Origin of the sequence: Corynebacterium sp. CNJ-954 (genome assembly GCF_001942345.1) — a bacterium.
Lineage (GTDB): Bacteria > Actinomycetota > Actinomycetes > Mycobacteriales > Mycobacteriaceae > Corynebacterium.
This window is the reverse complement of record NZ_MKKI01000011.1, coordinates 397922-423463: the sequence shown is the minus strand read 5'-3', so window position 1 is coordinate 423463 and position 25542 is coordinate 397922. Positions and strand designations below refer to the sequence as shown.

The 25542-nt window shown below is 64.9% G+C and carries 22 protein-coding genes and 2 pseudogenes; 9 read left to right on the top strand and 15 right to left on the bottom strand.

The genetic code is table 11. The features are described from left to right. Positions 1-19 precede the first annotated feature (19 nt). Positions 20-949 carry a type I pantothenate kinase gene (gene coaA / locus BJF89_RS06630; RefSeq protein WP_075813304.1) on the bottom strand — a complete coding sequence of 310 codons (930 nt, stop codon included), beginning with the start codon at positions 947-949 and terminating at the stop codon, positions 20-22. A gap of 129 nt (positions 950-1078) precedes the next feature. Here coaA and glyA point away from each other — a divergent pair. From glyA to BJF89_RS19950, 4 genes and pseudogenes are all read left to right on the top strand, one after another. Next, positions 1079-2385 (top strand): annotated as a pseudogene (gene glyA / locus BJF89_RS06625) (serine hydroxymethyltransferase). Positions 2386-2406: 21 nt separating this feature from the next. After that, positions 2407-2985, top strand: coding sequence for an isochorismatase family protein (locus tag BJF89_RS06620; RefSeq protein WP_075813302.1), 579 nt, complete (start codon positions 2407-2409; stop codon positions 2983-2985). Positions 2986-2991: 6 nt separating this feature from the next. Further along, positions 2992-3309, top strand: a pseudogene (locus tag BJF89_RS19955) (enoyl-CoA hydratase/isomerase family protein); the annotation flags it as partial. 26 nt (positions 3310-3335) lie between these two features. Then, a complete protein-coding gene (locus BJF89_RS19950) occupies positions 3336-3776 on the top strand; it encodes an enoyl-CoA hydratase-related protein (RefSeq protein ID WP_369803661.1) in 441 nt (146 codons plus the stop codon). 202 nt (positions 3777-3978) lie between these two features. Here the strand turns inward: BJF89_RS19950 and BJF89_RS06610 are convergent, their stop codons facing one another. Then, positions 3979-5148, bottom strand: a complete 1170-nt coding sequence (locus BJF89_RS06610) for an acyl-CoA dehydrogenase family protein (RefSeq protein ID WP_075813300.1) — start codon at positions 5146-5148, stop codon at positions 3979-3981. Positions 5149-5806: 658 nt separating this feature from the next. Continuing rightward, the gene (locus BJF89_RS06605; RefSeq protein ID WP_139311917.1) at positions 5807-6142 is read right to left on the bottom strand and encodes a DUF5997 family protein; all 336 of its coding nucleotides are present in this window, start codon (positions 6140-6142) and stop codon (positions 5807-5809) included. A gap of 57 nt (positions 6143-6199) precedes the next feature. Here BJF89_RS06605 and BJF89_RS06600 point away from each other — a divergent pair, with 57 nt between their 5' ends. The 3 genes from BJF89_RS06600 to BJF89_RS06590 all read left to right on the top strand — a co-directional run bounded on the left by BJF89_RS06600 (position 6200) and on the right by BJF89_RS06590 (position 8827). Beyond that, positions 6200-6799, top strand: a complete 600-nt coding sequence (locus BJF89_RS06600) for a LysR substrate-binding domain-containing protein (RefSeq protein ID WP_139311911.1) — start codon at positions 6200-6202, stop codon at positions 6797-6799. A 62-nt stretch (positions 6800-6861) separates the two neighbouring features. Then, entirely contained in the window at positions 6862-8238 is a 1377-nt protein-coding gene (locus BJF89_RS06595; RefSeq protein ID WP_075813294.1) for a PhoH family protein, read from the top strand. A 49-nt stretch (positions 8239-8287) separates the two neighbouring features. Beyond that, positions 8288-8827, top strand: a complete 540-nt coding sequence (locus tag BJF89_RS06590; RefSeq protein WP_075813292.1) for a GNAT family N-acetyltransferase — start codon at positions 8288-8290, stop codon at positions 8825-8827. 6 nt (positions 8828-8833) lie between these two features. Here BJF89_RS06590 and BJF89_RS06585 read toward each other — a convergent pair whose 3' ends face one another. From BJF89_RS06585 to glpX, 6 genes are all read right to left on the bottom strand, one after another. Continuing rightward, positions 8834-10411 carry an MDR family MFS transporter gene (locus BJF89_RS06585; protein WP_075813290.1) on the bottom strand — a complete coding sequence of 526 codons (1578 nt, stop codon included), beginning with the start codon at positions 10409-10411 and terminating at the stop codon, positions 8834-8836. A gap of 71 nt (positions 10412-10482) precedes the next feature. Next, complete coding sequence (locus BJF89_RS06580; RefSeq protein ID WP_075813288.1) at positions 10483-11181, bottom strand: TetR/AcrR family transcriptional regulator; 699 nt, start codon at positions 11179-11181, stop codon at positions 10483-10485. Between the two features lie 70 nt (positions 11182-11251). Further along, entirely contained in the window at positions 11252-12172 is a 921-nt protein-coding gene (locus BJF89_RS06575; protein WP_075813286.1) for a ribonuclease HI family protein, read from the bottom strand. Continuing rightward, a complete protein-coding gene (locus BJF89_RS06570) occupies positions 12150-14738 on the bottom strand; it encodes an excinuclease ABC subunit A (RefSeq protein WP_075813284.1) in 2589 nt (862 codons plus the stop codon). The genes BJF89_RS06575 and BJF89_RS06570 overlap by 23 nt, the downstream gene beginning before the upstream one ends. A gap of 92 nt (positions 14739-14830) precedes the next feature. Then, on the bottom strand, positions 14831-16228 hold the full coding sequence (locus tag BJF89_RS06565; RefSeq protein WP_075813282.1) for a class II fumarate hydratase: 1398 nt from the start codon (positions 16226-16228) through the stop codon (positions 14831-14833). Positions 16229-16326: 98 nt separating this feature from the next. Then, positions 16327-17358, bottom strand: a complete 1032-nt coding sequence (gene glpX, locus BJF89_RS06560) for a class II fructose-bisphosphatase (protein WP_075813442.1) — start codon at positions 17356-17358, stop codon at positions 16327-16329. Positions 17359-17496: 138 nt separating this feature from the next. Between glpX and BJF89_RS06555 the strand changes: the two genes are divergently transcribed. After that, on the top strand, positions 17497-18141 hold the full coding sequence (locus BJF89_RS06555; RefSeq protein WP_255372512.1) for a DUF4245 domain-containing protein: 645 nt from the start codon (positions 17497-17499) through the stop codon (positions 18139-18141). 229 nt (positions 18142-18370) lie between these two features. Here the strand turns inward: BJF89_RS06555 and BJF89_RS06550 are convergent, their stop codons facing one another. Then, complete coding sequence (locus tag BJF89_RS06550; protein WP_075813280.1) at positions 18371-18646, bottom strand: exodeoxyribonuclease VII small subunit; 276 nt, start codon at positions 18644-18646, stop codon at positions 18371-18373. Continuing rightward, positions 18639-19994: an exodeoxyribonuclease VII large subunit gene (gene xseA / locus BJF89_RS06545; RefSeq protein WP_075813278.1), complete on the bottom strand. Its 1356-nt coding sequence runs from the start codon at positions 19992-19994 to the stop codon at positions 18639-18641. The genes BJF89_RS06550 and xseA overlap by 8 nt, the downstream gene beginning before the upstream one ends. Positions 19995-20029: 35 nt before the next feature. On the opposite strand from xseA, the gene BJF89_RS06540 reads away from it, so the two are divergent. Next, on the top strand, positions 20030-21064 hold the full coding sequence (locus BJF89_RS06540) for a 4-hydroxy-3-methylbut-2-enyl diphosphate reductase (RefSeq protein WP_083650535.1): 1035 nt from the start codon (positions 20030-20032) through the stop codon (positions 21062-21064). An 84-nt stretch (positions 21065-21148) separates the two neighbouring features. Here BJF89_RS06540 and BJF89_RS06535 read toward each other — a convergent pair whose 3' ends face one another. The 4 genes from BJF89_RS06535 to BJF89_RS06520 are packed head-to-tail and all read right to left on the bottom strand — an operon-like array spanning position 21149 to position 25455. Continuing rightward, positions 21149-21949 (bottom strand): DUF6542 domain-containing protein, encoded by an 801-nt coding sequence (locus BJF89_RS06535; protein ID WP_255372511.1) that lies wholly within the window; start codon positions 21947-21949, stop codon positions 21149-21151. A 22-nt stretch (positions 21950-21971) separates the two neighbouring features. Next, positions 21972-23573: an AI-2E family transporter gene (locus BJF89_RS06530; protein ID WP_075813276.1), complete on the bottom strand. Its 1602-nt coding sequence runs from the start codon at positions 23571-23573 to the stop codon at positions 21972-21974. Positions 23574-23617: 44 nt separating this feature from the next. Beyond that, a complete protein-coding gene (gene metS / locus BJF89_RS06525) occupies positions 23618-23797 on the bottom strand; it encodes a methionine/alanine import NSS transporter subunit MetS (protein WP_075813274.1) in 180 nt (59 codons plus the stop codon). Beyond that, the gene (locus BJF89_RS06520) at positions 23794-25455 is read right to left on the bottom strand and encodes a sodium-dependent transporter (RefSeq protein ID WP_075813272.1); all 1662 of its coding nucleotides are present in this window, start codon (positions 25453-25455) and stop codon (positions 23794-23796) included. Before BJF89_RS06520 ends, metS begins: the two co-directional genes overlap by 4 nt. Between the last annotated feature and the right edge of the window lie 87 nt (positions 25456-25542).

The following is a 25542-nucleotide window of genomic DNA, read 5'->3' as shown; positions in this document are numbered from 1 at the left end:
CCGGCTGCCGGTCCGTCTGTCAGATCTTGCGCATACGCACCGATTCCACCAGATGGTCGGGCCCCTTACGCAGGACCAGTGACGCGCGCACCCTGGTGGGGAGAATGTTCTCCACCAGGTTGGGGAGGTTCACCGTCTGCCAGATCTCGCGGGCGACCACCAACGCGTCCTCGTCGGACAGTGCGGCGTAGTAGCGGAAGTGAGCGTCGGGCTTACGGAAGGCGGTGTTCTTGAGCTTCAGGAACCGCTCGACATACCAACGTTCGATGTCCTCCCGTTCGGCGTCGACGTAGACGGAGAAGTCGAAGAGGTCCGACACCATCAACGTCGGACCTGTCTGCAGGACATTGAGACCCTCCACGATGAGGATATCCGGACGGTCCACGATATGGACCTCGTCCAACCGGTCGTACTTCTCGTGTGAGTACACCGGGGCCGGCACCTCCGGGGCCCCGGATTTCACGGCGGTGACGAAGTTCAGCAGCGCTTTCTGGTCGTAGCTCTCCGGGTAGCCTTTGCGCCCCATCATGTGGCGTTGGTTGAGTTCGTCGGCGGGGTAGAGGAAGCCGTCGGTCGTGATCAGGTCCACCCGGGGACGGGACTCCCACCGCTGCAACAGGACCTGGAGCAGACGGGCGGTGGTGGATTTGCCCACCGCGACGGAGCCCGACACACCGATGATGAAAGGGACGTGCGGCATGTCCTCCCCGAGAAAGGTCTCGGTGGCGCTGTTGAGCTGTCTGATCGCTTCAAACCGCAGGTCAATCATGCGGGAGAGCGGGAGGTAGACCTCACTGACCTCGTCCATGTCGATGTCTTCGCCGATACCCCTCAACTCCTCGAGCTCTTCCGGGCTGAGGACCTGGGGCATGGCGCGACGCAAGGACCGCCACTGCGACCGGTCAAGCTCGATGTACGGTGAGTACTCGTCGGAGTTTCGGGCTGGCATGGAGGCTATTGTGCTACCCGAAGATGTTTTGGACCAATCACCCGGCAACAGTGGCCCGGGCTGCGGCAGGTTATGATGTGTCCTGATTGTTCTGATCCAGTGCGGCCGACGTGAAAGGCGATCCACCCCATGAGCCAGACGAACCACCCAGACCAGTCCCAGCACAATGCGGAACTGGCGGATTTTGATCCGGAGGTGGCCGCGGCCATCGCCGGAGAACTCTCCCGTCAGCGTGACACGCTGGAGATGATCGCCAGCGAGAACTTCGTTCCGCGTGCGGTACTCCAGGCCCAGGCTCCGTTCTGACCAACAAGTACGCCGAGGGGTACCCGGGACGCCGGTACTACGGTGGCTGCGAGAACGTCGACATTATCGAGGATCTCGCCCGCGACCGTGCCAAGGCCGTCTTCGGCGCAGAGTTCGCCAACGTGCAGCCGCACTCCGGTGCGCAGGCCAATGCCGCTGTCCTGATGTCACTGGCAAATCCCGGTGACAAGATCATGGGCCTCTCCCTGGCACACGGCGGTCACCTCACCCACGGCATGAAGTTGAACTTCTCCGGGAAGCTCTACGAGGTCGCCGCCTACGAGGTGGACCCCGACACCTTCCGTCTGGACATGGACAAGGTCCGTGAACAGGCGATCAAGGAGAAGCCGACGGTCATCATCGGTGGTTGGTCGGCATACCCCCGTCACCAGGACTTCGCCGCATTCCGCGAGATCGCCGACGAGGTCGGCGCCAAGCTGTGGGTCGACATGGCACACTTCGCCGGGCTGGTCGCCGCTGACCTGCACCCGTCACCGGTGCCGCATGCCGACGTGGTCTCCACGACGGTGCACAAGACTCTGGGTGGGCCGCGTTCCGGCATGATCCTGGCGAAGCAGGAGTGGGCGAAGAAGCTCAACTCCTCGGTGTTCCCGGGGCAGCAGGGCGGCCCGCTCATGCACGTCGTCGCTGCGAAGGCCGTCTCCATGAAGATCGCCCAGACCGAGGACTTCCGCGACCGTCAGGCCCGCACCCTCGAAGGAGCGAAGATCCTCGCTGAGCGTCTCACCGCCGCGGACACCACCGAGGCCGGAGTGCAGGTGCTCACCGGAGGGACTGACGTGCACCTCGTCCTCGCTGACCTGCGTAACTCCGAGCTCAACGGGCAGGAGGCGGAGGATCTGCTGCACGAGGTCGGCATCACGGTGAACCGTAACGCCGTGCCGTTTGATCCGCGCCCGCCGATGGTCACCTCCGGTCTGCGCATCGGCACCTCCGCCCTGGCCTCCCGCGGGCTCGACGCTGACGCCTTCACCGAGGTTGCGGACGTGATCGGCACTGCCCTGGCGCAGGGTAAGGGTGCGGACACGGAGACCCTGCGCAGACGGGTCGACAAGGTCGCCGCCGATTTCCCGCTGTACCCGGGCCTCGAGGACTGGAAGATCAACTAGTCCGGATCTACTGTGGGCGCCATGAGCGCCCCACGGAAAGCCTTGATCGTCGTCGACGTCCAGAACGACTTCTGTCCCGGGGGATCCCTGGGCACCGAACGGGGAGCAGACGTTGCCGCGGCGATCAGTGCCCGTCTGCGTGCGCACAAGGATGACTATGCCGTCGTCGTGGGCACGAAGGACTGGCACATCGACCCCGCCGGGCATTTCGCACCCGCCGGGGTCGCACCGGATTTCGAGGACACCTGGCCGGTGCACTGTGTTGCAGGTACCCCGGGCGCCGACTCGCACCCTGAGCTTGATGCCGGGTTGGTGGATGCCTGGTTCCTCAAAGGGGAGTACACGGCGGCCTATTCCGGCTTCGAGGGGCATCTGGAGGGCGCGGAGACGGGCCTGGCGGACTGGTTGCGCGAGCACGGGATCACCGGTGTCACCGTGTGCGGTATCGCCACTGACTTCTGCGTGCGTGCCACAGCGCTTGACGCCGTGGCGGAAGGCTTCGAGGTGGAGCTGCTCAGCGACCTCTGTGCACCCGTGAGCGTGACCGGTGGCGCTGTGGCGGTCGAACAGATGGCGTACGTCGGGGTGACTGTAGTGTGAGGTGGCATGAACCTTGTTGACACCACCACCAGTGACGGAATCCGCGTCATCACCATCAACCGTCCGGACGCGCACAATTCGCTGAACCGCGACCTGCGACTTGAGCTGAAGGACGCTTTCGCCACCGCAGCCGCAGATTCATCGCCGGACGGTCCGGTGCGGGTGGTCGTGGTCAGGGCATCCGGCAAGGCGTTCTGCTCCGGGCAGGACCTCAAGGAGCAGCTGGAGGAGACCCGGCAGGGCGTCGACACGGACAAGGTCATCACCGAGTACAACCCGATGATGGACGCTCTGCTGTCTATCCCGGTGCCGGTGATTGCGGCAGTCCAGGGGGCTGCTGCCGGGGCGGGCTGGGGAATCGCGATGGCCTGCGACTTCCGGGTGCCTCGACGGCGGCAGCATTCAAGGGGGCATTCAGCGGCGTCGGCCTGGCCTCGGACTGTGGGCTGTCCCGCTCCCTGGCAGACACGGTGGGCCAGACCAAGGCACTGGAGCTCCTCCTGTTCGATGAGCGGGTCAGCGCCGCAGACGCAGGTGCGCTCGGTGTCGTCACCTCAGTCGTCGACCCCGACAACCTGGACGACGCGGTGCAGGAGCTGGCTCGGCGCTTCGCGGCAGGGCCGACGGCATCCTACCGGGAGATCAAGGCCCTCGTGCGCGACACGGCGGCTGTGAGTGCCCGTGCGGGGGAGGAAGCCGGTGCACAACGACGGCTGTTCCAGACCGCGGACCACAGCGAGGCCATCCAGGCATTCCTGGAGAAGAGGGCTCCGCAGTTCCGCGGGGCATAACTACCCGGCCCGGGGGAATACGCGAGCAACCCCTCAGGTCGGTCCTACCGACCTGAGGGGTTGCTCCGGGGCTGATCTACGACACCCGCACGTTCTGCGGGGCAGCCACGACGGGCTCCGTCGTGTGATCTACCAGGGGTGTCGTGGGAAAAATGGGGGACAGCGGGCGCGAAGCACACTATCCGACCATTGTTTCCGCAGGTCAGGCTCCCTTGGCGAGCTTCCGGCTGATGATCTCCAGCATGATCTCGTTCGGGCCGCCGTAGATCGGCTGCACGCGGGAATCGAGGTAGTGGGTGGAGATGGGGTACTCCAGCATGAAGCCGTAGCCACCATGCAGCTGGACGGCGGTGTTGACGACCTTGATCTGCAGTTCGGTGGTCAGGTACTTGGCCATCGAGGCGGTGGTCTCGTCGAGTTCCCCCTTGACCTTCGCGGCGACAGCGGCGTCGACGAAGGCCTGTGCGGACTGGATCTCGGTGGCCATCTTGGCCAGCTCCCAGCGGTAGGCCTGGTGGTCGACGAGTCGGTTGCCGAAGGTCTTGCGCTCCTGGGAGTGCTTGTAGACCAGGTCGAAGGCGCGGCGGGACGTGGCGATCGACCCGACGGCGATGGAGACACGCTCCTGGGCCAGGTTGGTGCGCAGGTAGCCGAAGCCCGCACCCTCCTCGCCGAGGAGGTTCTCCGCGGGGACCTTCACGTTCTCGAAGGAGAGCTCCGCGGTGTCCTGGGCCTTCAGTCCGACCTTCTTCAGCGGTGCGGCCTTGGTGTAGCCCTCCATGCCGTCCTCGACGATCAGCAGGGAGACGCCGGCGCGACCCTTGGACGGGTCGGTGATGGCCACCACGATGGTGAAGTCGGCCTGGATGCCGTTGGAGATGAAGGTCTTCGAACCGTTGAGGATGAAGTTGCCGTCCTCGTCGCGCGGCGCGTTGGAGCGGATGCCCGCCAGGTCGGCACCGGCACCCGGCTCGGTCATGGCGATCGCGGCGATCTTGTCACCGGCGCAGAGCGGTCGGAGGTACTTCTCCTTCTGCTCGTCGTTGGCGAAGCGCTCGAGGTAGGGGATCACCAGGTCGTTGATCACCTGGAGGGAGACGATGACCGAACCGCAGTCAGCTTCGGCGAGCTCCTCGGAGAGGATCGCGTTGAAGCGGTAGTCCGGCATGCCGCCGCCACCGAACTCCTCGGGGGACGTGATTCCCAGCAGGCCCAGGTTGCCCGCTGCCTTGAACATGGAGCGGTCGCTGTAGCCCTGCTCGTGCCACCGGTCGACGTGGGGACGGACCTCTGCATTGACGAAGTCCTTGCAGGTCTCGCGGAACATGTCGTGTTCTTCGTCGAAGATGGTGCGGGGGAGGTAGTTCTTCATGGTGTCCTTCCGGATCAGAGCCGAGCGTCGTGGAAGGGGCAAACAGTTTGTCCGTGTGATCCACGTCTCTTACTTGTTACAATTTCATATTAACGAGCGGTACCCGGAAGTGTGTAACTTGATCCCATCCGGGGGAGGATTGTGGGGTGGGAAACATTTAGTGCACGGGTATGAGGTGCGGCGGACATGGGGGAGTGGTGCGGGGGTGATGGCTGTCATTGTCGATATCCGAAAGGAAAAGGCAGGTCAGTCCACTGCGCGACGAGCGGACGGGAATTAGGACACTCTTTTGTTGTCTAATTGTTGACAGACCGGTTTAGGTCTCGCTAACCTCATGGATGTGTCGACGGCTAGTCACCTCGACGCACTGCAGTTGTGGATCAGCCGCAACGGCAGGTGGAACCCAGGGTTCAGTCTGAATCCGCGCACTCCGGCTTCCTCTTCTCACCGGAACGGCGCGCTCGGGCTGCGGCACCTCCAACGCGCTGCCCTGGACTGCAGTTCACCTGCCTGCTGTGGCACAGCGGAGATACTTCGCGTCGTCGGATTCGTCACCCGGCGGCTGCACTCTCCACGAGGGCCCCGCCCTTCCGGTTCGTCACCCGGAAGGACGGGGGCCCTCAACTTCTTTCTGTGCGGTGGTGCCCGGTAGAGGGGTTCAGCTCTCGTCGGTTCCTGCGCCGGGACGGTTCTCCGCCAGTGAACTACGGGCGCTGCGCAGCCACTCGGGCTGATTCTCCAGGAGCGCCTTGATGTCTGCGGTCGTCAGCGGCTTGTCCATGTCATTGGCCTTGAGGGCGGTAATGGTGATGCCGAGTTTGCGGGCCACCTCGGGCCGGGGGTGGGGGCCTTCACGGCGAAGATCCTGCAGCCACTGGGGCGGGTCGTTCTGCAGCGCCACGAACTCATCGTGGCTCACCGTGCTGTCCTGGAACTCCTGGGGTGTGGCGGGCAGGTAGATGTTCAGCTTCTTCGCCGCCGTCTGGGGTTTCATCCGGTCACTCATGTCTGCAGAGTCTATCTGGTCCGGGCGGAGACTAGGATGGCCGTCATGCATTACCTCCATTACCTCAAGGTCGTCTTCGCCACCGGTGTCGTCCCCGGAAAGTGGTTCGGCAGGTTCGATGAGCGCATGGACGGGTGGAAAGCGGCGTCAGCGGCGTCGGACGACCCGCTGGCCCACGTGCTCGACGGGACCGCGGACATCGGGATCGTCCGTCTGCCGGGCGAGTGGGAAGGGATGCCCGAGAGCAATGTGGACGCCGCCGCAATGGAGTCCCTCGATGTCCACCGGGTTGTCCTGTACGAGGAGACACCGGGAGTCGCAGCACCCAAGGAGCACGCCCTGGAGGCGGTGGGGGAGAACGAGGCTGTGACTCTGGAGGACATCGAGGGGGAGACGGTGCTCTACCGCGGTGTCGATCCGGGGCAGGTGCGCGAGAATCTTGAGGTCGTCGCCGCCAATGTCGGTGTCGTCGTCGCCCCGCGCCCGTTGCTCCGTGCAGTGAACCGACGCGGGGTCGTCCACCGGTCCCTGGCGGGGGTGGAAGGGACGTCGGTTGCGCTGGTCTGGCGACGCGACCGGGACGACGAGATCATCCAGCAGTTCGTCGGAATATGTCGGGGAAGACGCGCCTCCAGTTCCCGTTGAGTTCACCCAGTCTTCATCTCACAACCATGTGATCTACACGTGCGGTTCCTAGCCTCGGGGACATGACCAGAGCCACCACCGCCACCCCGTCCACCCTGACTTCGGCCGATGTTCCCGACGCTCCCGGCACCGTTCGGACCTACGTCGTCGACACCTCGGTCCTGCTGTCCGACCCCTGGGCACCGTTGAAGTTCGCCGAGCACCATGTCGTCCTGCCCATCGTCGTCGTCGGTGAGCTGGAGGCGAAACGCCAGCACCCGGAACTCGGCTGGTTCGCGCGCCAGGCACTGGGGCTCCTCGAAGACCTGCGTCGGGCCAGCGGACGTCTCGACCGGGAAATCGAGGTCACCCCGGACGGTGGCACACTGCGTGTGGAACTCAACCACGTCGACCAGTCGGTGTTGCCCGCCGGTCTCCGGGCACGGCCCGACGACGGTGCGGACAATGACCGGAGGATCCTCGCGTCCGCCCTCAATCTTCGTGCGGAAGGCGAGCACGTCACGCTGGTCACCAAGGATGTGCCCCTGCGGGTGAAGGCCGGCGCCGTCGGCCTGGACGCCGACGAGTACCGCGCGCAGGACGTCGTCCTGACCGGGTACGAGGGCATGGTGACGGCCGAGGTTGCCCCGGACCTCATCGACCGGATCTTCGCGGAGGGTGTGGTCGACGCCACCGGGGAAGTCGATGACGTGGTGGACCTCCCGGTGCACTGCGGCGTACAACTGACCTCCGGGAGCCAGTCGGCGTTGGCACGTGTGACCACCCACGGGGTCCTCCGGCAGGTGCCGCAGGACCGTGAGGCGTTCGGACTGCGTGGCCGCAGTGCACGCCAACGCGTGGCGCTCGACATCCTGCTCGACGAGGAGGTCGGAATCGTCTCCCTCGGGGGATCGGCCGGCACCGGAAAGTCAGCCCTGGCGCTGTGCGCCGGTCTGGAGGCGGTGCTGGAACGGCAGAGCCACCGCCGGATCGTGGTGTTCCGTCCGCTGCACGCCGTCGGGGGCCAGGATCTGGGCTACCTGCCGGGAGACGGCATCGAGAAGATGAACCCGTGGGCGCAGGCGGTCTACGACACACTCGACGGTCTGGTCAGCGGGAACGTGCTCGATGAGATCGACGACCGTGGGCTCCTTGAAGTGCTCCCGTTGACCCATATCCGGGGACGCAGCATCCACGACAGCTTCGTCATCGTCGATGAGGCGCAGTCGTTGGAACGGAACGTCCTGCTGACCGTCCTGTCGCGGTTGGGACGCAATTCCCGTGTGGTGCTCACCCACGATGTCGCGCAGCGGGACAACCTGCGGGTCGGGAGACATGACGGCATCCAGGCGGTGGTGGAGAAGCTGAAGGGCAATCCACTGTTCGCGCACGTCACCCTCACGCGGTCCGAGCGCTCAGCGGTCGCGGAACTCGTGACCAGTCTGCTGGAAAAAGGGTGATGTGCTGCTCCGCTGCGCAGGCGACCGCGGCACGTTTACAATGTCTTCCATGACATTCACGATTCGTCCTATGCGGGAGGACGACTACGCTCAGGTCGCGCGCATCCAGCAGTCCGGCATGGACACCGGCCACGCCACCTATGAGGGGGAGACCCTCTCCTGGGATGCCTTCATGGAGCACAAGATCGCCGACCTGATGTTCGTCGCCGACGAGGACGGTGACGTGCTCGGGTGGGTGTCGGCGTCCAGGGCGTCCCGACGGTCGGTGTTCGACGGGGTGCTGGAGGATTCGGTCTACATCGCGCCGGACGCCGCGGGGAGGGGAGTCGCCGGAGCGCTCCTGGACCACATGATCGCGGCGGCGACCGAGGCAGGGTACTGGGCGATGCACTCCACCGTGTTCCCGGAGAACCAGGGCTCCCTGAAGCTGCACCTGTCGCGCGGGTTCACGGAGATCGGTGTCGCACACACGATGGCACGGATGAACTACGGCCCGATGGAAGGCCGCTGGCGCGACATCCTCCTGCTGGAGAAGATCCTCGAGGGAGGACCCGCCTACCCGGAGTACCGGGCGCGGGTCGAGGAGTAGCCGCTCCTATTCGACGGTGTCCTTGAGCTTGTCCTGGCGGGTGAAGACAAGGACGATGCCGGCGATGACGGCCAGGGGGATCAGCACGGTGAAGATCGGCACGAGGGCATCGTTGTAGCTGGTGATCACAGCCTCGTGCAGCTTCGCAGGCAGCTGCCCGACCATGTCAGGTGTGATGCTCTGGGATCCGCTGTCGGAGAATGCGTCGGTGTACTTGGCGGCATCCGGTCCCATCTCCTGCATGGCGCCGGGGACACGCTCGCCCATCAGCGACTGCAGGCGGGACGTGAACACCGACCCCACGACTGCCGAGCCCACGGACATGCCGATCTGCCGGAAGAAGTTGTTCGAGGCGGTCGCGGTGCCGACCATGCTGACCGGGAAGGCGTTCTGCACGATCAACACCAGGATCTGCATCGCGCAGCCCAGGCCGAAGCCGAAGACGAAGAGAACCAGGCCCAGGTGCACGAGACCGTCGTGGGTCTCCAGTCCGCCCAGGAGGAACAGGCCGACGGCGGTGATGAACATGCCCACGACCGGGTACCACTTGTAGTTGCCGGTCCGGCTGACGATGATGCCGACGACGATGGAGGTCGGCATCATGCCGAGGATCATCGGGATCATCATCAGGCCGGCCTTCGTCGGCGACATGCCGTGGACCATCTGGATGTAGGTCGGCATGTAGGACAGTGTGCCGAGCATGACGACACCGATGACCAGGCCCGCGAGGGTGCACAGCACGAAGTTGCGGTTGACGAACAGCGTCATCGGGATGAGCGGCTCCTTGGCGCGCAGCTCCGCGACGACGAACAGGACCGCGCACGCCACGCTGGCGATGATCAGGCCGATGATCGTGGCCGAACCCCACTCGTAGTCCTTGCCACCCCAGCTGAGGAAGAGGATGAGGCAGGTGGCGAAGCCGGCCATGAAGACGGTGCCCCAGATGTCCAGCTTCGCATGTCCGCCACCACGGGCAGGCAGGTGCATGGCGAAGACGGCGATGACGATGGCGACGAGTGCCAGCGGCACGTTGAACCAGAGCGCCCAGCGCCAGCCCGGACCGTCGGTGAAGAATCCACCGAGCAGCGGGCCCAGCACGGCGGACAGGCCGAACACGGACCCCATCAGGCCCATGTACTTGCCGCGCTGACGGGCCGGGATGATGTCGGCGATGATGGCCTGTGAGAGCACCATCATGCCGCCGCCACCGAGACCCTGGATGGCGCGGGCGATGATGATGATCCAGATGTTCTGTCCCAGCGCACCGACCACGGAACCGATGAGGTACATGCTCAGGGCGAAGATGAACAGGGGCTTACGGCCGATCTGGTCGCCGAGCTTGCCGTAGATCGGAAGGCCGATGGTCTGGGCGAGCAGGAATGCCGTGATCACCCAGCTCATCTGGTTGACGCCACCCAGCTCGCCGACGACGGTTGGCAGAGCGGTGGCAAAGATCGTCTGGCCCAGTGACACCAGCAGCATGCCGAGCATGAGGCTGGCGAAGACCAGAGGAATGTTGTTCTTTGAGGCGCGTGTGTCCTCATGAGTCGTCGGTGACGACTCGAGTTTCTCAACTGTGCTCATGAAGGATCTCTTCTCGTGCTTTCTTACGTGTGGATCGAACGGTCAGGGGTTAGTCGGGGGCTAGTCGGGGGCTAGTCCCAGCCACGGGAGTAATTGGCCGCGAGTGCGGTCATGTGCCGGCCTGCGTGGGTGAGGACCTCCCACTTGGTCAACTCCGGCTGCTCGCGGTGGAGAAGCCCTCCTGTGGCCAGTGCTGTACGGATAAGGGCGGTCAACTGCAGTGCCTCGTGATGGACCGTCACGTCCGGAAGATGCCGGTGTTCCGGGAAACGGGTGAGGAATGCGGTGATGGCGGCGAGGATGTCGCCGGCCAGCGCGTCGAACCGTCGCATTCCCGCGGCGCTGAGTTCCGGTGTCTCCAGGACGATCTGGCGTCGACGTTCCCGGACCATCAGGCTGGTGGCCCGGTCAGGGGACAGGCGCAGCGAGGAGTCCGGGTCATTGTCGACGGCTTTCCCGATGTAGTCGAGGACATCACGGATGATGTTGGAGGAGTCGGTGGTGGCGAAGGCCTCCAGGTCGACCGCGGGGATCGGGGGGACACCCCGGCCCGCGGCGACCTGGTCCTTGGAGTCGAAGTAGTTGAAGAACGTCCGACGACTCACCTCGGCCTTCTCACAGATCTCGTCGATGGTGACCTGGTGGAATCCGTGTTCCAGGATGAGCGCAGTGGCGCAGTCCTCGATGCGCAGCCGGGTCTCCCGGCGTTTGCGCTCGCGAAGACCGCAGTCGACGGCGCTCTGTGTGGATTCATTCCTTGCCTCAGTCACGAGACAGGTCTACACGGAGTGAAAAGTTGCACGCAATGCAAAAATATCGTTAACCCCCTTATGGGGGTGGTCAGCTCTTGACTGTCTGCTGGTGATGGCGCAGAACGAGATGAGGATCACGCGAATCGTGCCGGACCCAGAGTGACGTCCGCACCGTCGTGCCGTAGGCGCCGGAGGCGGTGGAACGCACCAGCACTGCGTTGTCGGACAGTGCCTCGGTGACGACGTCGGAGATCTCGAGCCGGTCGAAGCCCCGGAGGGGCGCCAGGGACGCCAGGTACTCCCGGCGGTCCAGGACCGTGCCTGCGCTGTCGATGACGCAGAGGTCGGGGTGCAGGAGCGCCTCGGCGAACTCGGGGTTGCCCCTAACGTCATCGGTGTAGAGTGCGAGCTCCCGCTCTGCGGCGTCAGCGGTACCTGCTGCGCCGGTGTCCCCAGTGCCGCCGGTGTCGCCGGTGTCTCTGCCGTCTCTGGCGTCCTGCGTCCCGGTCGAGCTCCTATCCCGGACACCGCCGTACACGTCGAGGCCCGGCCCGGTCTCCGGGCTCCGGCCCGCGGAGTATGCGGTGGCTGCGGCGTTGGCCCGCTTGTCCGCAGCTTCATTCAGCGGATGCCCTGCATGTCCCTTCACCCACTCGAAGTCGACGGTGCGTCCCTGCATGGCTGTATCAATCGCCTGCATCAGCTCGACGTTCTGGACCGGCTTGCCGTCCTTCTTCTTCCATCCCTTGCGTTTCCATCCCGGCATCCATTTCGTGACGGAGTTGATCACGTACTGGGAGTCGCACAGGATCAGCAGGTGCTCGCCGGCGGTGGAGGGTTCGGCAGCCGTAGCCTCCAGGAGGTCCAGGACGGCCTTCAGCTCACCCATGTTGTTGGTTCCGTGGGGCCAGCCTCCGGCGCGCCAGGTGTCGTCGTCGATGTACCAGGCCCATCCCGCCGGGCCGGGATTTCCGAGGGCGGAGCCGTCAGCGGCTGCGGTGATCGTCATGGGATGTATCGTCGCACACGGCACGTGCGCAGTGCTGTGCGAGGTACCGCCCGGTCACCGACGCGGAGTCAGCCGCCACCTCGTCCGGTGTGCCTGTGCTGACGACCCGGCCGCCGTCGGCGCCTCCGCCCGGGCCCATGTCGATGACGTAGTCGGCGTTGGCCACCATGTCGAGATCATGCTCGATGACGATCACCGTCGCCCCCTGCCCGGTCAGCCGTTGCAGAACCTCGAGGAGCGTACGGACGTCGCTGGGATGCAGACCGACGCTCGGCTCATCGAGGACGAACACCGCGTCCCGTTGGGTCCGGTGCACCTCATTGACAAGCTTCAGCCGTTGCGCCTCTCCGCCGGACAGGGCAGGTGTGGCCTCACCGAGGACGAGGTAGCCCAGCCCCAGGTCAGTCAGTGCCGTGAGTCGTCGGTGGACTTTCGGAAGTCCGCTGACCACCGTGCGCGCTTCTGCGACAGTCATCCCGAGCAGCTCCGGCAGGCTCACACCGTCACGACGGTAGCGGTCGGCGTCGGGGGAGTACCGGCGCCCACCGCACTCGGGGCAGGGGATGTCGATGTCCGGGAGGAACTGGACGTCCAGCGACACCTCGCCGGTGCCCTCGCAGCGCGGGCACGCTAACGGATGTTTCCGTGACGTCTTCCGGGACCGGGTGTTGTAGGAGAAGTCAGAGGCGGTCAGTCCGTCCGCCACCGCCTCCCCGGTTGCGGCGTATGCCGCGCGGAGATCGTCCATCACACCGGAATACGTCGCTACCGTCGACCGGACGTTGATGCCGATCGGCGTCGCGTCCACGACGTGGACCGTGGCACCGGACGGAGCGTCGCACGCGGTCACATGCCCGGGACGATCACCTCGCAGCGCTGGTACCAGGGACTCGAGAATCAGCGTCGTCTTGCCGGAGCCCGACATGCCCGTCACCGCCGTCACACGTCCGACCGGGATATCGACAGCGAGAGGGTGGACGGTGTGGACCCGGTCCGTTTCGAGATGGATTGCCCCACCGTCGAAAAGTGAGTCCGCTCCGGCGCGGTCGCGAACCACCACCGGCTCGGCACCGTCGAGAAACCCTGCCAACCGCGAGACACCCGAGCCAGTGAGGTCGGTGGCGTCGCCAGCGGCCACCACCGTGCCACCCTGGCTGCCAGAGCCGGGGCCGATCTCGACGAGGTGGTCCGCCTGTCGGAGCACCTGGACGTCATGGTCGACGAACACCACCGAGTTTCCGTCCGCCACCAGGTCCGACATGACGCCCAGTAGTCCGTCGACATTCGCCGGGTGGAGTCCGATCGACGGTTCATCGAGGACGTACAGGACCCCGGTCGTGCGGTTACGGACCGCCCGGGACAACTGGACCCGTTGGCGCTCGCCGGTCGACAAGGTGGAACCGGCACGGTCCAGCGACAGATAGCCGAGGCCCAGTTCCGTGAGCCGTTGTGCCATCTGCCGGAGTGTGCCGACAAGCCCTCCGGCGAGAGCATGCATCTCCTCCGGCAGTGCGTCCGGCACCCGTGCCGTCCAGGCGAGTACGTCGTCGAGGGGAAGCGCGGTGACCTCCGCCAGGTTCATTCCTCCGTCGTCACCGTCCTCGCCGTCCCCACCGCTCCTGCTGACCATGATCCGAGGCGTGCGTGCGGCATCGCTCAGCCGCGTGCCGTGGCAGTCCGGGCACGTCCCGGTGGACAGGAACCGGCTCACCCGGTCCAGCCTCTTCTCGGTGTCGGCGCGCTCAAGTTCGCGGATCACCGTCAACCGCGCATTGCGGAACGTGAAGTCGAGTTCATGGACACCTTTCACCGATGTGACGGAGATATGCTTCTTCTCCTCCGGCCCGTCCAGCACGATCTCTTTCTCGGCGTCGGAGAGCGTGTTCCAGGGGACGTCGGTGCGCACGCCGAACTCCCGGGCGATGTCGGGCTGCACGTTGAAGCCGAACATCGACCACGGGACAACCGCGCCGTCGTCCAGCGTCTTCGTGGGATCCGGTACCAGGGTCGAGTCGTCGACGGTGCGGATCGCGCCGGTTCCTTCGCACCGGGGACACGCCCCACCGGAATTGAAGGCGAGGTCCTCCGCCCCCGGCGGCGAAACCGTCTCGCCACAGACAGGACAGGAGAACGGTCGTTCGGCGGCGACCGCGATCGTGGGCGCGACCCGGTGGCCGTTCGGGCAGACGTGGGACGACAGCCGGGAGAACATCAGACGAAGGACGTTGAGGAGTTCGGTGAGGGTGCCGAACGTCGAGCGGACCCCGGGTACACCGGGGCGCTGCCTCAGCGCCAGAGCGGCCGGCACGTGCTCCACCGAGTCGACCTCGGCCCGGGTGCTCTGCGCCATACGCCGTCGGGTGTAGGTGGACAGGGCCTCGATGTAGCGCCGCGAGCCTTCTGCGTAGAGAACCCCCAGTGCCAGCGAAGACTTTCCAGAACCGGACACCCCGGCGATACCCACGAGCCTGTTCAGCGGGATGTCGACGTCGACGTTCTTCAGGTTGTTGACACGCGCTCCACGGACGGTGATGTGACTGGGGGTGGGAGGAGAATCGACCGGCATGCTTCCCAGCCTAGAACGCCGTAGGGCACCGCGGCGGTGGAGCCACGGTGCCCTACGGCGTATGCGGGGTTCGGCGGGTGGGCCGAAACGGATCAGTCGCGGTCGGTGTTGGCCATCGCCAGCACGTCGAGGCGCTTGTCCAGCTCTTCCTCGGACAGTGTGTCCGGGACATAACCGAGGTCGATGGCCGTCTGCCGGATGGTCTTGCCCTCGGCAAGTGCGGTCTTGGCGACCTTGGCGGCCGCCTCGTAGCCGATCGCCGAGTTCAGCGGGGTCACGATGGACGGTGAGGACTCGGCCAGGGTACGCATACGCTCGTTGTTCGGCTCGATGCCGTCGACGAGGCGCTCGGCGAAGACGCGGGAGGTATTCGCAAGGAGCTTCGTGGACTCCAGCACGTTGCGGGCCATCATCGGGATGAACACGTTGAGTTCGAAGTGACCCTGGGCGCCACCGAAGGCGATGGCGGCGTCGTTGCCGATGACCTGGGCGGCGACCTGGGTCGCGGTCTCACACAGGACGGGGTTGACCTTGCCGGGCATGATGGAGGAACCCGGCTGCAGGTCCGGCAGGTGGATCTCGCCGAATCCGGTGAGCGGGCCGGAGCCCATCATCCGGATGTCGTTGGCGATCTTGTTCAGGGACACCGCGATGGTACGCATCGCGCCGGAGAACTCGACGAGCGCATCACGCGCAGCCTGTGCCTCGAAGTGGTTCTCGGCCTCGGTGAGCTGTTCGACACCGGTGAGCTTCTTGAGCTCCTCGGTGACCTTCGCACCGAAGTCGGCCGAGGTGTTCAGACCGGTCCCGGTGGCGGTACCACCGATGGCCAACTCGCCCAGACGGGGCAGGGTGGCTTCGACACGCTCGATACCGAGCTCGATCTGGCGGGCGTATCCGCCGAACTCCTGGCCCAGGGTCACCGGAACGGCGTCCATGAGGTGGGTGCGGCCCGACTTCACCTCGTTCTTCCACTCCTTGGCCTTGGCCGCGAGGGAGGTGTGCAGAACCTTCAGTGCGGGGATCAGGTCGGTGACGGCCGCCTCGGTGGCCGCGACGTGAGTCGCGGTGGGGAAGGTGTCGTTGGACGACTGGCCCATGTTCACGTCGTCGTTCGGGTGGATCTCCACCCCGTCCTGCTTCGCCAGTGAGGCGATGACCTCGTTGGTGTTCATGTTCGACGAGGTGCCTGAACCGGTCTGGAAGACGTCGATCGGGAATTCGTCGTTGTAGGTGCCCTCGGCGATGGCCTTACCGGCGGCGATGATGGCATCGGCCTTCTTCGCGTCCAGTGCGCCGGAGTCCTTGTTGACCTGGGCACAGGCTGCCTTCAGCAGACCCATTGCGCGGATCTGTGCGGCCTCCAGCGGACGGTCGGAGATCGGGAAGTTCTCCACGGCACGCTGGGTCTGGGCACGCCACAGGGCGTTGACCGGGACCTTGACCTCGCCCATGGTGTCATGCTCGATGCGGAATTCCTGCTCACTCATAATGAACTGTCGTGTCCTTCCTGATTATTGTGTCGACTGACATATAAGGGTACCCGCACCGCGGTGGTGACGGGACGCTGCGGGGGTGGGGACGGGCGTCAGATGTAGTCCTGGACCGAGTAGTCCTTGAGCTTCTGCAACTGGTGGGTGGCCTCGATGTTCCGGATCGTGCCGGACCGTGAGCGCATGACCAGTGACCGGGTGGTTGCCCCGCCGGCACGGTAGCTCACGCCGCGGAGCATGTCACCGTTGGTGACACCGGTGGCGACGAAGTAGCAGTTGTCCGAGGACACCAGGTCATTCGTCCCGAGGACGGTGTCCAGTGCCAGACCCGCGTCGATGGCCTTCTGGCGTTCGGCGTCGTCGGTGGGGGCCAGGATGCCCTGGATCTCGCCACCCATGCACTTCATCGCACAGGCGGTGATGATGCCCTCCGGGGTGCCACCGGTACCCATCATCAGGTCGACGGCGTGGCTCTCACCGGCGGCGGCGACCGCTCCGGCGACGTCGCCGTCCCCGATGAGGCGGACCTTCGCACCGGCGGCGCGGATCTCCGCGATCAGGTCGGTGTGGCGGGGACGGTCCAGGACGACGACGGTGACGTCGGAGGGGTGGACGCCCTTCGCTTTGGCGACGGCGTTGATGTTGTGCGCGGCGGGGGCCTCGATGTCGATGCTGCCGGCAGCTTCCGGGCCGGCGGCGATCTTCTTCATGTAGAACACGGCGGAGGGGTCGTACATTGACCCGCGTTCGGCGGCGGCGAGAACGGAGATGGCGTTCGGGCGGCCCTCGGCCATCAGCGTCGTCCCGTCCACCGGGTCCACGGCGATGTCGACGGCCGGGCCTTCACCGGTGCCGACCTGTTCCCCGTTGAAGAGCATCGGGGCCTCGTCCTTCTCACCTTCGCCGATGATCACGGTCCCGTTCATCTGCACCGTGTTGATCATCCGTCGCATGGCGTCGACGGCGGCACCGTCGCCGGACTCCTTCTTCCCGCGCCCGACCCATTTGCCCGAGGCCAGCGCCGCCGCTTCGGTGACGCGGACGAGCTCCATGGCGAGGTTGCGGTCCGGGGAGGAGGCAGGCAGTGCCTCGGGAGGGGTGGGGACGGAGTCGGGTCCGGAAGTCATGGAAGACCAGCTTTCTGATATCGGGAGAGCATCGGGGGTGCCCTCCATTGTTCCACGACTCCTCCCAGGTGTCCCCACACGGTCGCCCGATGGTGACGGTTAGGGCTCCGGGTGCGGTTGTCTGCAATAATCAATGCCGTGAAACTCGAGAAACCGCGCATGTTCACCTCCACCCGCGACCTGCTGATTTCGCTGGGCGTGCTGGGGTTGGTGATGGCGTTCTCTGTCGGCTTCACCGGATTGTGCAGCTACAACCCTGGCCCGGCAGACACGTCGGGGCAGGTCAACGAGGTGGACATCGACGCGATCCTGGGTACCGAGGCGCGGAGTCTGGGCATTCCGGTGCGTAATCCGGACGTGCCGGACAACTGGGAGCCTAATTCGGGGCGCCGGACGACCGTGGACGGTGAGCCGTCCTCGATAGCGGGGTGGGTCGTCGACGAGAAGTACTACATCTCACTCACCCAGACCGGCGCCGAACTCGAGGACGCTGTCGCGGACGTGGATGACGACTACCGCGAGGAGACCGACTCCCACAGCAGCTCCGCGTCCGGAAAGACTGCACAGATGGTCAGGGATGCCGGGAACAGTGGGGACAGCGGGGGCAGCGGCAACAACGGGAACACAGTGACCTGGCGAATCTTCACCGGTGATGACGCCCGCACCATCTGGGCGGCCGACCTGGGTGAATCCACCGTGTTGCTGTCCGGAACGGCCACCGGTGAGATCTACGAGACCCTGGCTGACAAAGTGGTGACGACCGACCCGATCGTCACAAGCTAGGTCTGCGTCTCCTGAAGGTGGGAGCCAGCTGACGCCGACTCCGCCGACTCCGACGACTCCGACGACAACGCCGACGACCCAGCCGGGGGAATAGTTCTAGCCTCGGGCACGAGTTTTTCCCGGATGTGTGCTCGGAGCTAGAACTATTTCGACGGAAACCTTTCAGAGGGCTCTGTGGGTATCACGTTGATGATCTCACGGGGACCTACATCTACTCCGCCTACTCCGCCTACTCCGGTTCGTCGGAGGAGTTGCCTGGACTGTCTGCGCCGTCGTCGTCGCGGCGGTTCTGCAGGGCTGCCTCCACCCGCTCGGAGGCACCGTCGAGGTAGCGCTCGCAGTAGGCGGCGAGTTCCTCTCCCCGCTCCCAGAAGCGCAGTGATTCATCGAGGCTCATCTGCCCGAGCTCGAGGATCTTGACGACCTCCACCAGTTCGTCACGTGCCTGTTCATAGCTCAGTTCCTCCAGGGGGCGGAACGTCTGCTTGTTGTCGCTGTCACTCATCGGTGGCGGGGTCCTTTCGGTCGGTACTTCGGTCTGGGCTGGAGCTGGTGGATGTGTCGTCCGGGGTTGGCGCGGAGGTTCCTTCGGCGCGCTGCACCGCCATGGCCGCGGCGGTGACGGATCCGTCGAGGACACGGATCCTCAACTGGGATCCTGGAGTGACGTCGTCGACCGTCGTCACAACCTGGGCTGGGGTGTGGTCCCGCGGTAGCACCTGCACCACGGAGTAGCCGCGACGCAGGGTCTGTGACGGCCCGAGCGCGTTGACCTGGGCTTTCAGCGACGTGACCTGGGAGCGCATGTCCCGGATGGTGATTCCCAACGCGCGGTCGTTGCGCTCGCGGGCTTCGGACACGAGGTCCTGTTCACGCCGGATCGGCAGCAGAGGGTCGGCGAGGACCGGACGGGAGCGGACGGTGGACAGGCCCCGCTGCTCATTGGCCACCCACGATCGCAGGGCCCCGGCCGCGCGGTCCCTGAGTTCGGTGACGAGCTCGAGTTCAGCGGCGACGTCCGGGACGACCCGTTTGGCGGCATCCGTCGGCGTGGCGGCCCTGAGGTCGGCGACGTTGTCGAGAATCGGGTTGTCGGGTTCGTGACCGATGGCGCTGACCACCGGGGTGGTCATCCGACTCACCTGACGGACCAGAGCCTCCTCCGAGAAGGGGAGAAGGTCCTCCACCGAACCACCGCCACGGGCCACGATGATGACGTCGACCCGCGGATCGGACTCCAGTTGCTGGAGCGCGGCAAGGACCTGGGGCACCGCCTGGGGTCCCTGGACGGCGGTGTTGATGACCTCGGTCTGGACTGCGGGCCACCGGTCGTGGGCGACGGCCAGGACGTCCCGTTCGGCGGCGGATCCCCGCCCGGTGATCAGACCGACCCGACGGGGGAGGAACGGAAGAGGACGCTTGAGGCGGAGGTCGAACAGCCCCTCGGCGTCCAGCGCACGCTTGAGCTGTTCCATCCGTGCCAGCAACTCGCCGACACCGACATGCTGGACACGTGAGACCCACAGGGAGAATGAGCCGCGCCCCGAGTAGAAGGCCGGTTTCCCGTAGACCACCACCCGGTCGCCGTTCTTCAACGGTGTGGGCATGGAACGTAGCATCGATGTCGAGCAGGTCAGAGGGATGGACTGCTCCTTCTCCACGTCGCGCAGGGTGATGTAGGAGAGCTTCCAGGACGGTTTCATGTTGACCTGGGTGATCTGCCCTTCCACCCAGAGATGGCCGAGACGTTCGATCCACCCCTTCACCTTGTCGTTGACCACGTGGACCGGCCACGGTGACTCCGCAGAGGTCGGTGACGGCGGTGAACCTGACGGCGGCGAGGCATCTGACATGGCTCTGATTGTAGAGGTCCGATAGCATGGGGGACATGACTGAGGCTTCACCTGTGGATAACTTCACCACAACTGCCCCGACGACCACCATCGACAATCCGAGGCCGGGCGCCGACAGGCGTGACAGCAAGCGGGTGATGCTGGCGGCGCCGCGCGGATACTGCGCCGGCGTCGACCGAGCCGTGGAGACAGTGGAGAAGGCGCTCGAGAAGCACGGTGCACCCCTCTACGTCCGTAAGGAGATCGTGCACAACAAGCATGTCGTCAAGACGCTCGAGGAACGCGGCGTCATCTTCGTCGACCAGACGACGGAGGTACCGGAGGGCGCGAACGTCGTCTTCTCCGCCCACGGCGTATCCCCGCAGGTGCACCTGGAGGCGAAGCAGCTGAACCTGAAGACCTTCGACGCGACCTGCCCGCTGGTGACCAAGGTGCACAACGAGGTCAAGCGGTTCGCCAAGCAGGGCTACCAGATCATCCTCATCGGCCACCACGGCCACGAGGAAGTCGAGGGGACCGCTGGCGAAGCGCCGGACGTGGTGCACCTGGTCGACGGGCAGGAGGACGTCGATGCGCTGGAGTTCCCGGAGGACACCAAGCTGATCTGGCTCTCACAGACGACCCTGAGCGTCGACGAGACGATGCGTACGGTGAAGCTCCTCCACGAGAAGTTCCCGCAGCTGGAGACACCGCCGAGCGACGACATCTGCTACGCGACCCAGAACCGGCAGGTTGCGGTGAAGGCCATCGCCCCGCAGGTCGAGCTGATGATCGTCGTAGGGTCGCAGAACTCGTCGAACTCGAAGCGTCTGGTCGAGGTGGCTCTTCAGCACGGTACGAAGGAGTCCTACCTGGTCGACTACGCGGAGCAGGTGGATCCCGCATGGTTCGACGGTGTGACGTCGGTGGGAGTCACCTCGGGAGCTTCGGTCCCGGAACTGCTCGTGCGTGGTGTGCTCGATCTGCTCGCAGAGCACGGTTTCTCCAGCATCGAGGAAGTCACCACCGCTACTGAGGATCTCGTCTTCTCGCTGCCGCGTGAACTCCGGCCAGCCCGGAACGCCAGCTGACTGCACCCCGGGACTTGTCGCGTCAGACGGTTCCGGGGTGCGCGCAGAGGATGTGGGGACAGTGGGGGAGTAGTGGGGGTTGTTCTAGTCCATGTCGAGGGGGCGGTCCTGGCTCCGTGACCGCCGACGGCGGCTCGCCTCCCGGAGCTCTGCGGCCGTACGGGTACGGGTTTCTGGACTGTCTGCTTTCTCCGGTTCATCCCGTCGGGTGGAGTACCGACGATTCTCATCGCGCGGTGCAGAGTACCGGGGGTAGTCGTCCGTCCGGCGTTCTTCCCGGGTGTCCCGGGTGTCGCTGGCGTCGCCGGTCGTCCGGTACGGGCGGGTGGCCTGTGTGCTCCGGTCCGGGCGGTCGGTACGATCCGCCTGTCCCTCGCCTGATGTGCGGTCGTAGTCGCGCACCCGCGCGTTCAGACGCTGGTTACTCTGCTCGGCATCACTCATCTGGCGACGACGTGAACGCTCACGCCTGTGCTGACTCTGCAGTACTGCAGCATCGATTCGCTGACGCACGACGGCGATGATCACGCAGATGACAAAGGTGGCGGCCAACCAGAGGAACTTCTCGATCGCGGGGTAGGCAGCGGTGATCAGTGTGGTCTTGAGGTTCGACGCGGCCGAGGTACCTCCGGCCAGTCCCGCACCTGTGATGCCGAAGAACCAGTACACAGGCAACAGGACGACGGTGAGGAACAGTCCACGAAGTTCGACCAGGGCAGTACATACGACCGCAGAGACAGCGAAGAGAACAATGTAGGCGGTTCCGACCCCGCCGAGCACGATCCCGGTGAGGATCACGGCCGCCATCACGAGGAGGGGCGCCCATACCGGAATCAGGCCCCTTCGGTTCAACGGGGCGGACTCGTCAGTAGCGTCAGAAGTCACGGGCGCTGATGTTACCCGATCCTCACGACGGCTTCGAAGCAGAGTCGTCACTCGGCTTGTCGTCCTTACCGTCCTTGTCATCCTTGTCGTCGGGCAGGAGAGGTGCGAGGAACCGGCTGAACGGCTTGGGCTCGCCGGACTCGTCGCTCGTCAGGGACTTCTTCCAGTCCTGCCACCGTTGGGCGGCCTGCTCGCGCTGGGCACCGGTCTGTTTTCCGGCAGACGTGGCGAAGGTGATGTCGGCCGAGTGCTTCTCGCCGGTGGCCAGGTCGGTGAGATCGCCGATGTAACGGAAGACCTCGGTGATCATCGCGGCCACGGGGACGGCCAGGAAGGCGCCGATGATGCCGAAGAGACCGCCCCCGACGGTGACCGACAGCAAGACGATGACCGCATGCATCTTCATCGCCTTGGACTGCAGGACCGGCTGCAGCACGTTGCCTTCAAGCTGCTGGACGAGCAGGACGATGCCGAGAACGATCAGTGCGGTGGTGAAGCCGTTGGCGACCAGCGCAATCAAGACCGCCAGTGCGCCGGCGGTGAAGGCACCGACGATCGGGATGAATCCGCCGAAGAAGGTTATGATCGCCAGCGCTGGCCACAGGGGGACATCGAGGATCCAGAGGCCGAGGCCGATGAAGAAGGCGTCGATGAAACTGACGATGGCCTGGGTGCGGATGAAACCACCCAGTGTGTTCCAGCACCGTGTGAGGACCTCGGTCAGGTGCCAGCCGACACGGCGGCCGGTGATACGGCGAACCATCGGCAGGAACTTCTCGCCGTCCTTCAGGAAGAAGAAGATCAGGACCAGCATCACGAAGAGGGTGATGGCAGCGGACGTGACCGCGGACACGCCTGTGATGGCGGTCTGGGTGATCTGGTCGGTCTGGTCCTGGACCCAGTTGGTGGCCTGGTCGATCATGTTGTCGATCTGGTCGCTCTGGAGGTTCAGCGGGGGACCGGCGACCCATTCCTGGATCTGCTCGACCCCCTTGGCGCCGCTGTCCACCAGCTGGGGGATCTGCTTGGAGACGCTCGGCATGATCGCGGCGATGATGCCGCCGATCACGGCGAAGAACAGGATGATGGTCAGCAGCACCGCAAGCGCATTGGGCAGGTGCCCCTTACGCAGCAGACGCACGACCGGCCACAGGACGGTACAGACGATGATGGCCAGGATGACCGGGAGGATGCCGGACCAGAGCCCGGACAGTGCGAAGCCGAGAACCCACAACGCCGCGGCGATGACCAGGAAACGCAGGCTCCAGCCTGCCGCCCACCGTGCTGATGTGCCGATGACTTCGGCACGGTCGCGGAGTTCGTCGCCGGGCCCGGTGTTCTCGTCGGACTGGAGGACGGCGGACTGGTCATCCGGTTCCTGCATGGCAGGGTCGTCTTCGAGGAAGATCGAGTCCCGGGAGGCCTCGGCCGGACTCTTCACCGTATGATCTTCGCCAGGCAAGGGGAGCGACGACTCGGGGTCCATACGCCCGGACCCCATGAGGATATCGGCGAAGTCGCGGCCGTCGACGACGTCGCGTGGGTCGGGGCTGTTCGGTCCGTCGGACTTCTTCCGCCCGGAGGACTCGTCTGTGTTCTTGGAATCACTGCTCACCCGACCCATTGTGCCCTACAACGCGGTGTGCGTCATCGGGACGTACCGGGTACTCACCCCGCAGGGTGGGATGTCGCGTGAAGGATGAGAGTCTCGTCGTCGGTACCGGGTGCGGTGCCGAGTTCCCCGGACTCCTCATCGGAATGATTCCTGAGGTTGACAGCGGCGATGACAAGGCCGCCCCAGAGGAAAACCATGAACAGGACCATCATGACGATTGCCGTTGTGCTCATCGGGTCGCTCCTTCTTCCTTGAGTGGGGAGGTGGCGGTGGAGCCACCGGCGAGCGGGTTGGGGATGCCGCGTCCACGGCCACCCGGTGGTACACCGAAGTCCGAACCCGGGGTGCCGTCGAGCACCAGGGACCTCCGGCGGTACGGGACGACGTGCATGATTACGGCGGCCACGGCCATGATGATGATCAGCAGCCATCCCCAGGTGAAGACCTGGTTGTCCTGGTAACCGCCGTAGCCCTCGTCGAGGAGTGTGGAGACCTCGCTGAGGAGGGTGAACGTGAGGATCACCGAGGTCACGTACATCAGGAATGTGCGCCACGTCGGGCCTACCTTGAACGAGGAAACGGCATTGAGATGCTGCTCCAGTTCGTTGATCCTCATGGTCAGCACCCCGACAACGATGATGGCGACAAGAGCAGCCAGGACGATGCCGATGTTGTTGGTGAACTTGTCCATGATGTCGAGTGTGACCAGACCACTGGTGGCCGAGAACGCCAGAACCGAGAGCACGGCCATCGGCACCCCCACGACAAGTGTGGCGGTACGTCGGGGGAGGTCGAACTTGTCCCGGACCGCTGAAGACACGACCTCGACGATGGAGATCAGTGAGGTGACGCCGGCAATGGCGAGGCTGGCGAAGAAGAGGATTCCGAACAGCTCGCCGGCGGGCATCTCGTTGATGATCGTCGGGAACGCTTCGAACGCAAGTCCGATGCCGGAGGTCGCCACTTCACTGACCGGAATTCCCGATGCAGCGGACATGAACCCGAGTGCGGCGAACACTCCGATGCCGGCCAGCACTTCGAATGAGGAGTTGGCGAAAGCTGTGACCAGCCCCGTGCTCGTCAGGTTGGACCGGGGTTTGAGGTAGGAGGAGTAGGTGATCATGATGCCGAACCCGATGGACAGTGAGAAGAAGATCTGCCCGTAGGCGGCGATCCACACCGAGGCGTCGGTCAACGCGCTCCAGTCCGGGGTGAAGAGTGCGTCGAGACCCGTCGCGGCTCCGTCGAGGAACAGTGCGCGGATCACCATGATGACGAACAGGACCAGGAGCAGGGGTATGAAAATGACGTTGAGCCGCCCGATGCCCTTGCTGACGTCCAGTGCGAGCGTGACCAGGACGATGATCCACACGATGATCATGGTGATGAGGATGGGCATGACGAAACTTCCGGAGAAGACGGTGTCCGTGTCTGCCTGGAGGAACTCGCCGGAGAAGTAGTCGCCCGGGTTCTCCCCCCATCCCTTCGTGAAGGACTTCATCGTGTAGAGCAGTGCCCACCCGATAATCGCCGCGTAGTAGACCGCGATGAAGAACGAGATCCCGACCTGGAACCATCCGAGGATCTCTGCCCGGGGGTGGATGCGACGGAAGACCAGTGGTGCGGAACCGCGGAACCGGTGGCCGAGGGAGAAGAACATCCACAGCAGCGGAATACCCGCGGTGAGCAGGGCGATCATGTAGGGGACGAGGAAGGCGCCGCCGCCCGATTCGTAGGCGACGTAGGGGAATCGCCAGATGTTGCCTAGGCCGACGGCGGAACCGATGGCGGCGAACAGGAAGAGGAGCCGCGAGTTGAATGTGTCGCGGGTGACCTTTCCATCCTTGCCGTCGGATCCGACCTGCGGCCCGGAAGGAGCGTCTGCAGACATGTGCGTGGGCCTCCGGGTGTCTAGTTGTGGCAGGTGAACAGAAGAAATCGAATCTATCCTAGATTCCCATCAGACTTACAGGAAACA